The following is a 15,347-nucleotide window of genomic DNA, read 5'->3' on the forward strand; positions in this document are numbered from 1 at the left end:
AGGGGATTATTTCACGTACGCGAGCAGGCTCAGGGAGTCACGTGCCAGGGATTTGCACTTCATGTCGTTCGGAACGGCGATACCGCTCAAATCACGATAACTGTCTTCGCCCAGCGCTTTCATATTAAAGCTGCTGTAATTGGCCAAATCCCAGCGGTTCTGCTGGGCAAAGAACACCAGCGCCCGTCGAATTTGCCCGTCCGGCAGATCCTGATATCCGCAGTCATTTTTCAAATAGACAAACACAGCCGTTAAATCGGCTAAATCTTCCGCTTCAGATTCGCTCAGTGCGAAACTGGTCGACGAGAAGCCAAAGAGACTCAGTAACAACAGAGCCTTGATGCTTTTCTTCATAATTGATCTCAACCGATTGCAATAGTCTGACGTTAGCACAGTTATTCGCAGGCTTCAGACAATTTTGCGGCAGAAAACTCCGGATCCGGCTATTTTACTGGCCCTGGGGTGGCAAAGCTTGACCTTCCCGGTAGGGAAGGGTTTATGCTTCCCAACAAGAATTTTCTTCCAGGGCGAACTGAATCAATGCAACGTCGTGATTTTATTAAGCTAACCGCGGCAATGGGCGCGGCCAGTGCCTTGCCATTATGGAGCCGCAGCGCCATGGCGGCTGAACGCCGTCCTGAATTGCCGATCCCGGCGCTGTTAACGCCCGATCCGCGCGGCGTGATGAATATTACGGCGAAGACCGGTTCTAAGGTCTGGCAGGGTAAAACCGTGCCAACCTGGGGTTATAACGGCGATCTGCTCGGTCCGGCGATCCAGCTGGAACGCGGCAAGCCGGTGACCATCAACGTGCGCAACCAGCTGCCGGAAGCGACCACCGTTCACTGGCACGGTCTGGACATCCCCGGTTCCGTGGATGGCGGCCCGCAGGCGCAGATCGCACCGGGACAGACCCGCACCGTCAGCTTCACGCCTGACCAGCGCTCTGCCACCTGCTGGTTCCACCCTCATCTGCATGGCAGGACCGGTTATCAGGTCGCTCAGGGGCTGGCTGGGCTGGTGATTGTGAAAGACATCGCTGGCGAGAAGCTGCTGCTGCCAAAAATCTGGGGCGTGGATGATATTCCGCTGATCCTGCAAGACAAACGATTGAGCAGCGACGGCAGTAAAATCGATTATCAGCTGGATATCATGAGCGCGGCGGTGGGCTGGTTTGGCGATACCATGCTGACCAATGGCGCCATTTATCCTCAGCACGCCGTGCCGCGCGGCTGGTTACGTCTGCGCGTGCTGAACGGCTGCAATGCGCGCACGCTGAACCTGACCGCCTGCGATCGTCGTTCGTTGTACGTTATCGCCAGCGATGGCGGATTGCTGGCCGAGCCGGTTGAGCTGACAGAGCTGCCAATGATGCCGGGTGAACGCTTTGAAATCATGGTCGATACCAGCGATGGCAAAGAGTTCGATCTGCAAACGCTTCCCGTGCGGCAGATGGGCATGTCGCTGGCACCCTTTAACCAGCCGTTGCCAATATTGCACATCGTGCCGCTGCAAATTATGGCCAGCGGTACGCTGCCGGACAGCCTGGTCGAGATGCCGGCTTTACCTTCCACTGAAGGGATTGCTGAACGACAGCTTAAACTGACCATGGATCCGGAGCTCGATCGCCGTGGCATGCTCGCCCTGATGGAGAAATATGGCCATGCGGCCATGGCCGGCATGAGCGGCGATGCACACGATAACGACAGGGATGATGCGGGCATGGCCGGCATGGATCACAGCAAAATGGCCGGGATGGAACAGGAGCCTGTGGCCGGCACGGACCATAGCAAGATGGCGGGCATGGATGATGGCGCGATGTCCGGTATGGATCACGGCGGCGATAAGGCGGCCTGGGATTTCCATAGCGGCAACCGAATCAATGGCAAAGCCTTTGATATGAATACGCCGTCCTTTGACGTGAAGCGTGGTGTTGTCGAGAAGTGGACGATTTCGGGTGAAGGCGACGAGATGCTGCACCCGTTCCATATTCATGGCACCCAGTTCCGTATCCTGTCAGAAAATGGCAAGCCTCCGGCAGCGCATCGCAGCGGCTGGAAGGATATTGTCAGGGTTGAGGGCTGGCGCAGCGAAGTGCTGGTGCGTTTTGACAACCTGGCGGCGAAAGATCAGGCCTATATGGCGCACTGTCATCTGCTGGAACATGAAGATACCGGCATGATGCTCGGCTTTACGGTGAGCGAGTAACGTCCGTAAAATCCCTCACCCGTGGAACAGTGACGCCTTCCACGGGTGAATTTCCTGCCTGACTTGCCCGCACACCTTCTGTGAATAATCTGAATTTGGCTTAAGTTATTTGCGATTGAAAAATAAGACCAGCATTTATTTAATGAGATTTAACCGAGTCGACCTGAATATTACATGGTATTAGTTCTTATTTTAACCTGCTGTAAGATCTGTTTTTTCCTGCCTTAGCTGTTTTCTGAAATTAAAATCCCAGCCCGGATGAACTCTGTTATTGGCTGGTCTTGGTGATATTAAGCGAAAATATGCCTGCCCGTAGCAGTGTTGGAACGTTAATGCTTTCTTGACTGATATTCATTGCGGCAATAAGTTGAAATAACTTCCCCTTACACAAAGCTGACACTCTGATGAATGCGCATGAGCTGGTGAAAGAAAAAGTAACTTATACGGCAGATGGCAATCTTAATGCCGATATTCATATTCTGTTTACCACGGATAAACGCTATCTGACGTATTGTGGCGTCTGTATTTTTTCAATCATTGATAAAAATCCGGCACTGAATATTACCTTCCACCTGTTTACCGATGAGTATAACGACCTTTTCCCGGCGTCGTTCTTTACCCGTTATCCCAATGTCAGCGTGGTGGTGTATCTGTTGAATAATGCGGTATTCGATGGACTGCAAGTGTATGATTTCTATCCCAGATCAATCTACTATCGCATAGTGGCCTCCAACATCCTGCATGAGCAGGTGAGCCAACTGCTGTACCTCGACTGCGATATCGTCTGTGATGGCAACATTGCTCCGCTATTAGCCATCGACATGGCGGACTACACCATCGCTGCCGTGCAGGATAAGGGAATGAACAGCGACTATCTGACCTATCTGGGGTTAAGCAAAGAGAAAAAATACTTCAATTCTGGCGTGATGTTAATTAACACTCAGGCCTGGGTTGATCATGATGTGACGGCGGAATTCTTCGTTAAAATCAAAGATAAAAAATACACTTTCCCGGATCAGGATTGCCTGAATATCATCCTGGATAATGAAGTGTATTTTATAGAGCCAGAATTTAACTTTATTCCTAAAAATAAAAGCACCAATAAAGCGCCGGTGTTTATTCATTACGCCGGGCAGACTAAACCCTGGAGCGTTTCCATCGATGAGTCGGGTTATAACAAAAAATACATTGATATGTATAACCGCTCACCGTGGAAAGACGTCCCGCTGGAGTTGCCGAAAAAAGCCTTTGAATCCTATCACTACGCGAAAAAGCTGCTGATGAAGAAACGTCTGATTCAGGCAGCGTATTGGCTGACCGTCTCGACGTTTCAATTCACCGCCAAAAAATTGCGCAGCAAGGCCGCCGGTTAAAGGGCTGACAGCGCGATCTTGAGATCCTCAATCAGGTCATCTTTGTTTTCGATGCCGATTGAGACCCGCACGGTTGCCTCGCTGATGCCAATTCTTGCACGGACATCAGCAGGGACGCCGGAGTGGGTGGTGCTGGCCGGATGGCTGGCCAGTGATTCTGTACCGCCCAGGCTGACCGCCAGTTTAAACAGCTGCAGCGTATTCAGCAGCTTAAACGCGGCAGGTTGGCCGCCAACCACATCGAAGGAGAAGGTCGAGCCTGCGCCGCTGCATTGCTTACTGAACGTCTTGCCCGCCGGTGAATCCGGCTCAAGGAACGACAGTGAATGCAGCTTGGCGATCTTCTCGTGCCCGCGCAGGAAGCCCGCAACGGCGACGGCATTGTCATTGGCCCGCTCCATTCTTAACGCCAGCGTTTCCAGCGAACGGCCAATCATCCAGCTGGAATGCGGATCAAGCTGGGTGCCAATCGCGCTGCGTAGTGCTTTAATCTGCCTGACCAGTGCTTTGCTGCCCATCACCGCTCCGGCAATCAAATCTGAATGGCCGCCAACATACTTAGTCAGCGAATAGAGCGACAGATCCGCGCCGTGCTCGATAGGGCGCTGGAAAACCGGGCCGAGCAGGGTGTTATCGCAGGCAATGATCGGGCGATGCTGCTGCTGCTGTTCAATGGCGTCGGCCACCCGTTTAATCAGGGCGATATCCACCAGACTGTTGGTCGGGTTGGCCGGTGATTCAATCAGGATCACCGACACGCGGCCCAGCTTCATCGCCTCTTCAGCGGCGGCCTGCACGATCGCCTCATCTAACCCATCAGAAAACCCTACCGCCGCCACTTTCAGCTTGCTGAAGGTCTTGCTTAACAGCGTCTCGGTGCCGCCATACAGCGGCTGAGAATGGAGGATCGCATCGCCAGGTTCGACCAATGCCAACAGCGTGGTGGAAATGGCGGACATGCCGGAGGAAAAGAGTGCGGCGCTCTCGGTGCGTTCATAAATTGCCAGCCGGTCTTCAACAATCTCACTGTTAGGGTGATTAAAACGTGAATAGACCAGACCATTGGCGCCGCCCGCCGGTGGCTCTTTGCGTCCCGAGACGTAATCAAAGAAATCCCGGCCTTCTTCTGCGGTATTAAAGACGAAGGTTGAGGTAAGAAACACCGGCGGTTTGACCGCGCCTTCAGACAGCGCCGGATCGTAGCCATAATTAAGCATTTGGGTTTCGGGCTGAAGCTCACGACTGCCAATATGGGTCTTCTTAGAATGGGGAGAGGCCATGCAAACTCCTGCCGCTGAGGCATGCTGAGGGGGTTAAAGTGAGCATACGTTATCATGGGCCCAATCGCGCTGATAAATGAATTATCGTTCTATGGTTAAAACCTTTTGCATGATTAAATATGGCTTTCCCGACAGATAGAAGTCTATACGTCTGCGGCGAATTCCGCTGCGCGGTTTGCGCAACAACGGGAAAACGACGGCGGATCTGTGATAGACTTCGCTGCTTCCCTTAAGCCATCAAGAACGACAAAAGTTATGAAACATACCGTAGAAGTGATGATCCCCGAAGACGAGATCGCGAAACGCATTGCCGAGCTCGGCCAGCAGATTACCGAGCAGTATAAAGACAGTGGCAGCGACATGGTGCTGGTGGGCCTGTTGCGCGGCTCCTTTATGTTTATGGCCGATCTGTGCCGTAAAATTGAGGTGTCCCATGAAGTCGATTTTATGACGGCATCCAGCTACGGCAGCGGCATGTCCAGCACCCGCGACGTGCGCATCCTGAAAGATCTGGATGAAGATATTCGCGGCAAGGACGTGCTGATCGTTGAAGACATCATCGATTCCGGCAATACGCTGAGCAAAGTGCGTGAGATCCTCAGCCTGCGTCAGCCAAAATCTCTGGCCATTTGTACGCTGCTGGATAAGCCCGATCGCCGTGAAGTGGAGGTGCCGGTTGAATACGTCGGCTTCACCATTCCTGACGAGTTCGTGGTGGGATACGGCATTGATTATGCCCAACGTTATCGTCATCTGCCGTACGTCGGCAAAGTGGTGATGCTGGAAGAGTAATTACGCAGGCAGGGTTACAGCACAAACGACTAAGGCCGGTTTTTCCGGCCTGATATAAGATGCGAACCCGTTAATCCGGGCTTTGCACGTCGTTCAGCAAGTTGGCGATACCATGGCGGTAACGTTGCTCAAGGATTTCACGGTTTGTGGCAGCCACTTCCAGATCGCGCAGATAGCCGTCCTGAATACCGTAAACCCAACCGTGGATAGTCACATTCTGACCGCGTTTCCACGCAGACTGCATCACGGTGGAATGACCCAGGTTATACACCTGCTCAATCACGTTGATTTCACACAGTTTGTCAAAGCGTTTTTCCGGCGGCAGTTCACCCAGTATCGCGCTATGCTTGTACCACAAATCACGGATATGCAGCAGCCAGTTGTTGATCAGACCCAGTTCTGGATTCTCAACCGCCGCCTGGACACCGCCGCAGCCATAGTGACCGCAGATGATGATGTGTTCCACTTCTAACACTTCAACGGCGTACTGCACCACGGACAGACAGTTCAGGTCCGTGTGAATAACCAGGTTGGCCACGTTGCGGTGAACAAACAGTTCGCCCGGCTCCAGGCCGGTCAGGCGCTCGGCGGGAACGCGGCTGTCAGAGCAGCCAATCCACAGAAAACGCGGCTTCTGCGCCAGTGAGAGACGCTCGAAGAAGCCTGGGTCTTCCTCTTTGAGCAGCTTGGACCACTGGCGGTTGTTGCTGATAAGGGTATCAATATCTTTCATGTTAGTGTCGACCAATACTCGAAATGCGTTGCAATAATATAGGCCAACGCGGCGTGATTTAAAACGGCAAACAAGAAAACCACACAAAACAGGGCACTCTTTTACCTATGACTTATGCACTGGAACTTGAAAAACTGACCAAAACCTATGCAGGCGGCGTTCAGGCCCTCAAGGGAATTGATCTCAATGTAGAAGCCGGTGACTTCTATGCGCTGCTGGGTCCGAACGGAGCCGGCAAGTCCACCACGATTGGCATTATCAGCTCGCTGGTTAACAAAACGGCCGGTAAGGTGCGCGTCTTTGGTTATGACCTGCAGCAGGATGTGGTCAATGCCAAACGCCAGCTGGGCCTGGTGCCACAGGAGTTCAACTTCAACCAGTTTGAGACCGTGATGCAAATCGTGGTCAGCCAGGCTGGTCTGTACGGCGTGGAAAAGCCGGAGGCGCTGAAGCGTGCTGAAAAATACCTGAAGCAGCTCGATCTGTGGGAGAAGCGCAACGAACGTGCGCGCATGCTCTCCGGCGGCATGAAGCGTCGTCTGATGATTGCCCGTGCCCTGATGCACGAGCCAAAACTGCTGATCCTTGATGAACCGACCGCCGGTGTCGACATTGAGCTGCGTCGTTCGATGTGGACCTTCCTGCAGGATTTGAATGCCAAAGGCACCACCATCATCCTCACCACCCACTATCTGGAAGAAGCTGAAATGCTGTGCCGCAATATCGGCATCATTCAGCGCGGTGAGCTGGTGGAAAACACCTCGATGAAAGGGCTGTTGTCGAAGCTGAAATCCGAAACCTTCATCCTCGATTTGGCCGCGAAAAGTCCGTTGCCACAACTGGAAGGTTTCCAGTATCGCCTGACGGACACCTCGACGCTGGAAGTGGAAGTGCTTCGCGAGCAGGGCTTGAACAGCGTGTTCAGCCAGCTCAGCCATCAGGGCGTGCAGGTATTAAGTATGCGCAACAAGGCTAACCGTCTTGAGGAGCTGTTTGTCGACCTGGTCAACGGTCGCAAAGGAGAGAAATCATGACACACCTTTATTGGGTCGCTCTGAAGAGCATCTGGGGCAAAGAAGTTAACCGCTTTGCCCGTATCTGGATCCAGACGCTGGTGCCGCCAGTGATCACCATGACGCTGTATTTCATCATCTTCGGTAACTTAATCGGTTCCCGTATCGGTGAGATGCACGGCTTCAGCTATATGCAGTTTATTGTGCCGGGCCTGATCATGATGGCGGTGATCACCAACGCCTATGCCAACGTGGCGTCGTCGTTCTTTAGTGCCAAATTCCAGCGCAATATTGAAGAGCTGCTGGTGGCACCGGTGCCGACTCACGTCATCATCGCCGGCTATGTTGGCGGCGGCGTTGCACGCGGTATCTGCGTGGGCGTGCTGGTCACGGCTATTTCGCTGTTCTTCGTGCCGTTCCAGGTTCACTCGTGGCTGATGGTGGCGGTGACGCTGCTGCTGACCGCGATCCTGTTCTCGCTGGCAGGTCTGCTGAATGCGGTGTTTGCCCGGACGTTTGACGATATCAGCCTGATCCCTACCTTCGTGCTGACCCCGCTGACCTACCTGGGCGGCGTGTTTTATTCGCTAACTTTACTACCACCGGTTTGGCAGATGATTTCCAAATTGAACCCGATTGTTTACATGATCAGCGGCTTCCGTTTTGGTTTCCTGGGCATTTCTGACGTGCCGGTGGTGTTCACTTTAGCGGTGTTGCTTGCCTTTATTGCGGTGTTCTATTTGCTGGTTTGGGTACTGATCCAACGTGGCAGAGGCCTGCGCACCTGATGTATTTCAGGATCTCTTCCCGTCTGGGAGAGATCCTGAATTCTTCCCCCTTGTGACTACCCATTGTCTTTATTGATAATCTTCTCTTTCTCCCGCGGCCTGTCGATCGGATTCACCTCCGCGTTATCACATAATTTTAATTAATCTAAGTCCATTATTTATTCAAGTCATTCTGAAGAACCATTAATGATTATTGCGCTAATAAAGCAACCTCCTTCCTCCAGTAATAAATACAGGCAATAACTTTATAAATACCGTAACGGTACTTTAAGCATATTCTCATTTTACCCTTAGATCTGTTTCAGGCTGTTTTCTCAAATGTCAGTTTATGTATACTGGCGTTTCACAATCAACGCCTGACGTTTCTTATGGCCAAAATATGATTCGCCATCAGGCAGGCTTGTTATTGCTATTACAATAATAACTATTGGCACGGGATAAATATGAACAGACTAACATGGGTTGATAACCTGCGTGGGATGAGTGTGCTTGCCGTTATTTTTCTACATAGCACTATCGCTGTAAATGGCGATGCCGGGCACCTTACCATCGTAACGAACACCGTAAACCATCTGCTGGAGCCCGTCAGGCTGGGCCTGATGTTTTTTGTCTCAGGGCTGTTTGTGGACAGTGGATTGAAGAAAGGCTTTGATAGCTTTGCGAAAAATAAGGTCAAAAGCATTCTTTACCCGTTTATCGTCTGGGTGGCGATTTATGGCGGGCTGAAACTCCTGTTTAACTCGGTCTCCAATAAACCACAGTCGCCCATGAATATCCTGCTTTCGCATTTGACCGGCGGTGGCGATATTACCTGGTTTCTGCATTCGTTATTCATTTTCTTCATGATCATTCCCTTAGTGCGGCGCGTTCCATTTTATATTGTCATTCCGCTGTCGTTGTTTATCAGTTATATCCTGCCAGAAATTCCCGCAGACAGCGTATTTGCTGGTTTTGATAACAGCCACGTTAACCGAATGTTTTACCTGTTCCCGTTCTTTTTTCTCGGGGATATGCTGGTACGGAAGCAGGTCGATATTCCCACCGTCATCAGCAAAAAATCCATTTTATTACCTTCGCTGTTATGTTTTATCGCGCTCTCTTCGATGAATCTGTTGATAGAGGAAGGTATTTCCTGGCAGCTGCTGGCGCCACTGGCCCTATGCTCGATCCCGATCTTTATCTTCCTGGCGCTGCACACCAATGTGAAGCTGGTGCACTTTGTTGGCGTTAACTCGATTGTCTTTTACCTGTCGCACTATCTGGCCGTGCAGGTGTTTGCCAAAGCGGTGAAAATCAACAGCAGCAATATCCTGATCAGCGATCTGAAATTTATCGCGGCTTTCCTCTCCGCACTGCTGCTGCCGCTGGCTATCTGCTGGATACGCAAGCACGGGATGCTGAACTTCTTGTTCACCCTGAAGAAAAAGCCCAAGGTCACCGCCACGCTGGTGCATTAAGACCAAGCTATTCAGATTAGCAGGCAATAAAAAAGGGCCGACAGCGGTCGGCCCTTTGCACGTTTGGACGGGGTAGGGGATCAGGCAACCTGAACCGGAACCGCTTTCGCCAGACGCTTCATGACGTTTGCGCCTTCAAAATAGGCCACTTTCGGCTGCCATTCGCGTGCCTCTGCATCCGGCATATCCACATAAGAGCAGATAATCAAAATATCCCCTTCACAGGCACAACGCGCTGCGGCACCGTTAACAGAGATAATCTTTGAGCCGCGCTCAGCCGCAATGGCATAGGTCGAGAAACGCTGGCCGTTAGTCACGTTGTAAATGTCGATCGCTTCGTATTGCAGAATGCCGGAAGCGTCGAGGAAATCCTGATCGATGGCACAGGAGCCTTCATAATTCAGATCCGCCTGAGTGACGGTCACCCGGTGAAGCTTGCCCTGCAGCATAGTACGGTTCATAACCTTGTTACCTTTCTCGGAAATCACAAAAACGAACGCCAGGAACCCCTGAGCGCCAGTGACTGTTACTGCGTCAGATCGACCTGTTGGTTGTCAATCAGACGCGCTTTACCTAACCAGGCGGCCATCAGGATCACCGCGCGCTGGCTGTCGACATTCAGCGGCAGCAGCGTATCGGCATCGCAAATCGCCAGTCCATCAGCCCGTAAGCCTTTTTCTGCCAGCGCCTCTTCCGCGGCGGCAATGATCTCTTCGATATGCCGCTCACCGTTGGACAACCGCTCGGCCATGCTGTTCATCACTTTGCTGACTACCGGGGCGATTTTACGCTCATCCGCGGTCAGATAGCCGTTACGCGAACTGAGTGCCAGACCATCTTTGGCTCTGACCGTCGGCACACCGATGATATCGATGTCGTAGCCCATATCCGCCACCATCTTGCGGATTAACGCCAGCTGCTGGTAATCCTTCTCGCCGAACAGCGCCATATCGGGCTGCACCAGGTTGAAAAGCTTACTGACAATGGTCGACACGCCACGGAAATGGCCGGGACGGCTGGCGCCTTCCAGCAGCGTTGAAAGGCCCGGTACATCGACAAAGGTCTGATCGCCCAGTCCCTTTGGATAGACTTCGCCCGGTGCCGGGGAGAAGACCAAATCGACTTTGCGGCGGTTCAGCTTCTCGCAGTCTTCCTGCAAGGTGCGCGGATAGCGGGCCAAATCGTCCGGACGTTCAAACTGCATCGGGTTAACAAAGATCGAGACAACCACAATGTCTGCCTGCTCGCGCGCTTCATCGACCAGTGTCATATGACCGTCATGCAGGTTGCCCATGGTCGGCACCAGCGCGATGCGCTTACCGTCCTGCCGCCAGCGCCGGATTTCACGGCGCAGCATCGGCAAGGTTTCAATAATCAGCACAGATCGTCTCCTGTGTTAGTGAAAACTGTGTTCTTCGGCAGGGTAAGTCCCCGTTTCGACGTCCGCAACATACTGCCTGATGGCGGCGCGGATATCGCCGGTTTCCGCGAGGAAGTTTTTAGCAAACTTGGGAATGTGGCCGCCGGTAATGCCAAAGGCGTCATGCATCACCAGAATTTGACCATCGGTGACGTTGCCGGCACCAATGCCGATCACCGGAATGCTCAGCGCGTCGGTGATGCGCTGAGCCAGCGCCACCGGCACACACTCCAGCACCAGCAGCTGCGCACCGGCCGCTTCCAGCGCCAGCGCATCGGCCAGCAGGGCATCGGCCGCCTCGCTTTCGCGACCCTGAACCTTATAGCCACCAAAGATATTCACTGACTGTGGCGTAAGGCCGAGATGTCCGCAAACCGGCACGGCACGTTCGGTTAACTGCCTGACCGTCTCTGCCAGCCATTTTCCGCCTTCCAGCTTGACCATGTTGGCCCCGGCGCGCATCAGCTGCGCGGCGCTGTCAAAGGTTTGCTCAGGCGTGGCATAGGTCATAAACGGCAGGTCGGAGAGCAGCAATGCAGCAGGCGCACCGCGGCGCACGGCCTGAGTGTGGTAAACGATGTCGGCAAGGGTCACCGGCAGCGTTGAATCATGTCCCTGAACCACCATGCCCAGCGAATCGCCCACCAACATGACCTGCAGGCCTTCATCGGCGAACAGTCGGGCAAAGCTGAAATCATAGGCAGTAATTGAGGCAAACTTGCGTCCGCTCTTTTTCCACTGGCGAAGGGTAGAGACCGTGGTCGGTTTCATCGCAACCTCTGTAAGCGTGTTCTGGTGGGCGTATCTTAATGGAAGGGAAGGGGGTTTGCACTACCAGCGCTGAATGGCGCTCGCATCCAGTTTAGCCAGCATGCGTTCGGCGGCGGTTCCATCCGGGAAGGTCAGATTGGGGGCGATCTCAAGCAGGGGAACCAGCATAAAGGCGCGATTGGCAATATCGTAATGCGGCACGGTCAGACGGGGGGTATTCAGCGTCAGGTCGCCAAACAGCATGATGTCCAGGTCCAGTGTGCGCGGTCCCCAGCGTTCATCTTTGCGCACGCGTCCCTGTTCCAGCTCAATACGCTGGGTGTGATCGAGCAAGGCTTCCGGCGACAGTGAAGTCTTCAGCAAAACGGCGGCATTAAGGTAGTCAGGCTGGTCGGGTGGACCATAAGGTGGCGTGCGGTAGAAAGCGGAGGTGGCAACCAGCGTGGTGTGAGGGATAGCAGCCAATGCATCAAGTGCAGCCTGCACCTGATGCATTGGATCGGCAAGATTACTGCCCAGCGCTAAGTAGACGCGCATCATGCGTTGCTGTTGTTACCGTCACGACGCGGGCCAGGCACGCGCTTGCGCGGACGACGGGTGCGGCGACGTGGCACCGGATCGTCACCCAGGGTATTCAGCATGGTTTTCTGCTGCGGCGGCGCGGAAACCTGGAAATCGTTCCACCAGGCGGTCAGCTTCAGCAGTTCCTGATTGTTTTCAACTTCTGCACGCAGCGCCAGCAGGTCATAGGCGGCACGGAACTTAGGATGCTCCATCAGCTTCCAGGCGCGTTTGCCGTGACGACGGGACAGACGCAACTGCAGCTGCCAGATATCACGAACCAGCGTGGTGATGCGCTTTGGAATTGCCAGCGAACGGCAGGCTTCATCCAGCACGTCATTCATCGCCAGCGCGAAGGCATCGTAGTAGGCCAGGCCGCTTTCCTGAGCAATCTTCTGGGCCGCTTCTAATTGCGGATACCAGAACATGGCGGAGAACAGGAATGCCGGGTTAACGCGCATCTGATTGTGAATACGGTGATCGGTGTTTTTCAGCACCTGCACAATCATCCGCTCCATATTGCTGTCGCCCTTTTCCGTAAAGTAACGGGTAATGGTCGGGAACAGTGGCTGGAACAGCTGGTATTCACGCAGTTGCAGATAGGTGCTGTAGCCGTAACCCGCCTGCAGCAGCTTGAGGGTTTCTTCAAACAGACGGGCCGGCGGAATGTCATGCAGCAGCGTCGCCAGACGGGGGATCGGCTCGGCGGTTTCAGCGGCAACAGACATATCCAGCTTGGCGGCGAAACGCACCACGCGCAGCATCCGCACCGGATCTTCACGGTAGCGGGTTTCAGGATCGCCAATCAGACGGACAATGCCCTGCTGCAGGTCGTTCAGGCCACCAACATAGTCACGGACTGAGAAGTCAGAGACGCTGTAATAAAGGCTGTTGATGGTTAAGTCACGGCGCTGAGCATCGTCTTCGATGGTGCCGAAAATGTTGTCGCGCAGCAGCATGCCATTCTGGCCGCGCTGAGAGGTGTTGCGATCTTCAGCGACCTGCTCGGCTTCGTGATGACCACGGAAGGTCGCCACTTCGATAATTTCCGGGCCAAACATCACGTGGGCCAGGCGGAAACGACGGCCAACCAGACGGCAGTTGCGGAACAGTTTACGCATCTGATCCGGCGTGGCGTTGGTGGTGACATCGAAATCTTTCGGTTTTTTACCCAGCAATAAGTCGCGGACGCCGCCACCGACCAGATAGGCTTCGTACCCTGCTTTATTCAGGCGATACAAGACCTTGAGGGCATTTTCACTGATGTCTTTGCGCGAAATAGTATGACGATCGCGAGGGATCACGGTCATCTGATGCACTACACCGACCTCAGCAGCTGGCGCTTCGTCTTCGCGACTCAAAACTTTTCGGCAAAAATTAGCAACTCGGGTAAAAATGGGACACCTCGATAGTGACATTAAAATCTGGGCGATAAAAAACAGCGGCTAATCATAGCTCAGAGAAGCGCATTTGAGAATGCTCATCTGACATCCCGGACATCTTCCCGATAGTAACCGGGTTTTTGTCAGGTCTGCGCACGATTATAAACAGCATTTTCTGAGGGGATCTTAGCCACATTCCAGTGAACAATTGCCTGCTGCAACGTCGCTGACAGCGGCAGATCCTGCCAGCCTTCACTGACCGGCTGGCCCAGAAAACGTAATGCCTGAACAACCGCCGGGCGCGCATCACCCGTGGGCAGCGGCGTGGCGTAATTCTGTTTCGACAACTTATTGCCATCCGCACCGATGGCCAGTGGCAGGTGCAGATAGTCAGGCACCTGCCAGCCAAACTGCTGATACAGGGCAATCTGTCTGACCGTCGGGTCAATCAAATCGGCTCCGCGGACCACATGGGTAATGCCCTGGAAATGATCGTCGACCACCACCGCCAGGTTATATGCAAACAGGCCGTCACGGCGATGAATAATAAAATCCTCGCCTGCCATACCGGCATTCGCCACTATTTCACCGCGCAGCGCGTCCTGAAACTGACTAACAGGATGGTCTACTCGCAAACGGATCGCGGCGTTTTCCGCACCCAGATGCAAATCGCGGCAGTGCCGATCGTACAGGCCGCCAAGTTGTTGAATGCGGCTTCGCGTACAGGTGCAGTAGTAACTGCGCTGATGTTCTTCCAGCCAGGCCAGCGCGTCGCGGTAGGCCTGATGACGCGCTGACTGCCAGAGCACGTCGCCATCCCACACAAGACCGTGCTGTTCCAGCTGTTGCAGGATCCTGTTTGCCGCGCCGGGGACTTCACGGGGCGGATCGATATCTTCAATGCGCACCCGCCACTGGCCATGCTGAGCGCGGGCCTGCAGGTAGCTGCCAACCGCAGCAATCAGGGAGCCAAAATGCAATTCACCAGAGGGAGAGGGGGCAAAACGCCCGATGCAGGAAGTGAGCATGGTAGTAGAGACAGGCAGTGAAGCGGGTAACGTACCAGCCTCACTGCACAATCCATTAGCCATTAACCGGCCATTTGTTTTTCGCGGATTTCCGCCAGCGTTTTACAGTCGATGCAAAGATCGGCAGTAGGACGTGCTTCAAGGCGACGGATACCGATTTCAACGCCACAGGAATCGCAGTAGCCAAAATCGTCGTCTTCGACTTTCTTCAACGTCTTCTCAATCTTCTTGATCAGCTTGCGCTCACGGTCGCGGTTACGCAGTTCAAGGCTAAATTCCTCTTCCTGTGCAGCGCGGTCAACCGGATCGGGGAAGTTGGCGGCTTCATCTTGCATATGAGTTACCGTGCGATCAACTTCATCCCGGAGCTGGTTGCGCCAGGCTTCAAGGATCTTCTTGAAATGCACCAGCTGGGCTTTGTTCATGTACTCTTCGCCCGGCTTCTCTTGGTATGGCTCCACCCCAGCGATGGCGAGAATACTCAGGGACGAGGTTTTACGGGTTTGCCCTTCTTGCATGTTGTTTCTCCTGGATAACACGC

The 15,347-nt window shown here is 53.6% G+C and carries 16 protein-coding genes; 6 read left to right on the top strand and 10 right to left on the bottom strand.

Annotated elements, in window-relative coordinates:
* Positions 1-6 precede the first annotated feature (6 nt).
* Positions 7-354 (bottom strand): YacC family pilotin-like protein, encoded by a 348-nt coding sequence (locus E2F51_RS11240; protein ID WP_013200808.1) that lies wholly within the window; start codon positions 352-354, stop codon positions 7-9.
* A gap of 186 nt (positions 355-540) precedes the next feature.
* On the opposite strand from E2F51_RS11240, the gene cueO reads away from it, so the two are divergent.
* Positions 541-2,208, top strand: coding sequence for a multicopper oxidase CueO (cueO, locus tag E2F51_RS11245; protein WP_134823492.1), 1,668 nt, complete (start codon positions 541-543; stop codon positions 2,206-2,208).
* A gap of 404 nt (positions 2,209-2,612) precedes the next feature.
* Complete coding sequence (locus E2F51_RS11250; protein ID WP_013200810.1) at positions 2,613-3,581, top strand: glycosyltransferase family 8 protein; 969 nt, start codon at positions 2,613-2,615, stop codon at positions 3,579-3,581.
* Here the strand turns inward: E2F51_RS11250 and E2F51_RS11255 are convergent.
* Entirely contained in the window at positions 3,578-4,861 is a 1,284-nt protein-coding gene (locus E2F51_RS11255) for a cystathionine gamma-synthase family protein (RefSeq protein WP_134823493.1), read from the bottom strand. The genes E2F51_RS11250 and E2F51_RS11255 overlap by 4 nt on opposite strands.
* 255 nt (positions 4,862-5,116) lie before the next feature.
* On the opposite strand from E2F51_RS11255, the gene hpt reads away from it, so the two are divergent.
* On the top strand, positions 5,117-5,653 hold the full coding sequence (gene hpt, locus E2F51_RS11260) for a hypoxanthine phosphoribosyltransferase (protein WP_013200812.1): 537 nt from the start codon (positions 5,117-5,119) through the stop codon (positions 5,651-5,653).
* Positions 5,654-5,723: 70 nt separating this feature from the next.
* Here the strand turns inward: hpt and can are convergent, their stop codons facing one another.
* Positions 5,724-6,386 (bottom strand): carbonate dehydratase, encoded by a 663-nt coding sequence (can, locus tag E2F51_RS11265; RefSeq protein ID WP_134823494.1) that lies wholly within the window; start codon positions 6,384-6,386, stop codon positions 5,724-5,726.
* A 107-nt stretch (positions 6,387-6,493) separates the two neighbouring features.
* Here can and E2F51_RS11270 point away from each other — a divergent pair, with 107 nt between their 5' ends.
* From E2F51_RS11270 to E2F51_RS11280, 3 genes are all read left to right on the top strand, one after another.
* Positions 6,494-7,420: an ABC transporter ATP-binding protein gene (locus tag E2F51_RS11270; protein ID WP_013200814.1), complete on the top strand. Its 927-nt coding sequence runs from the start codon at positions 6,494-6,496 to the stop codon at positions 7,418-7,420.
* Positions 7,417-8,187: an ABC transporter permease gene (locus tag E2F51_RS11275; RefSeq protein WP_053140176.1), complete on the top strand. Its 771-nt coding sequence runs from the start codon at positions 7,417-7,419 to the stop codon at positions 8,185-8,187. Before E2F51_RS11270 ends, E2F51_RS11275 begins: the two co-directional genes overlap by 4 nt.
* 443 nt (positions 8,188-8,630) lie before the next feature.
* Complete coding sequence (locus E2F51_RS11280) at positions 8,631-9,644, top strand: acyltransferase (protein ID WP_134823495.1); 1,014 nt, start codon at positions 8,631-8,633, stop codon at positions 9,642-9,644.
* Positions 9,645-9,724: 80 nt separating this feature from the next.
* On the opposite strand, the gene panD is transcribed toward E2F51_RS11280, so the two are convergent.
* The 7 genes from panD to dksA form a co-directional block, all read right to left on the bottom strand.
* A complete protein-coding gene (gene panD, locus E2F51_RS11285; RefSeq protein WP_013200817.1) occupies positions 9,725-10,105 on the bottom strand; it encodes an aspartate 1-decarboxylase in 381 nt (126 codons plus the stop codon).
* Positions 10,106-10,170: 65 nt separating this feature from the next.
* Positions 10,171-11,025: a pantoate--beta-alanine ligase gene (gene panC / locus E2F51_RS11290; protein WP_134823496.1), complete on the bottom strand. Its 855-nt coding sequence runs from the start codon at positions 11,023-11,025 to the stop codon at positions 10,171-10,173.
* 15 nt (positions 11,026-11,040) lie between these two features.
* Positions 11,041-11,835, bottom strand: a complete 795-nt coding sequence (gene panB, locus E2F51_RS11295) for a 3-methyl-2-oxobutanoate hydroxymethyltransferase (RefSeq protein ID WP_105760816.1) — start codon at positions 11,833-11,835, stop codon at positions 11,041-11,043.
* A gap of 60 nt (positions 11,836-11,895) precedes the next feature.
* Positions 11,896-12,375 carry a 2-amino-4-hydroxy-6-hydroxymethyldihydropteridine diphosphokinase gene (gene folK, locus E2F51_RS11300; protein WP_105760817.1) on the bottom strand — a complete coding sequence of 160 codons (480 nt, stop codon included), beginning with the start codon at positions 12,373-12,375 and terminating at the stop codon, positions 11,896-11,898.
* The gene (gene pcnB, locus E2F51_RS11305) at positions 12,372-13,793 is read right to left on the bottom strand and encodes a polynucleotide adenylyltransferase PcnB (RefSeq protein ID WP_206404491.1); all 1,422 of its coding nucleotides are present in this window, start codon (positions 13,791-13,793) and stop codon (positions 12,372-12,374) included. The genes folK and pcnB overlap by 4 nt, the downstream gene beginning before the upstream one ends.
* A 128-nt stretch (positions 13,794-13,921) precedes the next feature.
* On the bottom strand, positions 13,922-14,806 hold the full coding sequence (gene gluQRS / locus E2F51_RS11310) for a tRNA glutamyl-Q(34) synthetase GluQRS (protein WP_013200822.1): 885 nt from the start codon (positions 14,804-14,806) through the stop codon (positions 13,922-13,924).
* Between the two features lie 62 nt (positions 14,807-14,868).
* On the bottom strand, positions 14,869-15,324 hold the full coding sequence (gene dksA / locus E2F51_RS11315; protein WP_013200823.1) for an RNA polymerase-binding protein DksA: 456 nt from the start codon (positions 15,322-15,324) through the stop codon (positions 14,869-14,871).
* Positions 15,325-15,347 lie beyond the last annotated feature (23 nt).

Source organism: Erwinia sp. QL-Z3 (genome assembly GCF_004551645.1).
GTDB lineage: Bacteria > Pseudomonadota > Gammaproteobacteria > Enterobacterales > Enterobacteriaceae > Erwinia > Erwinia billingiae.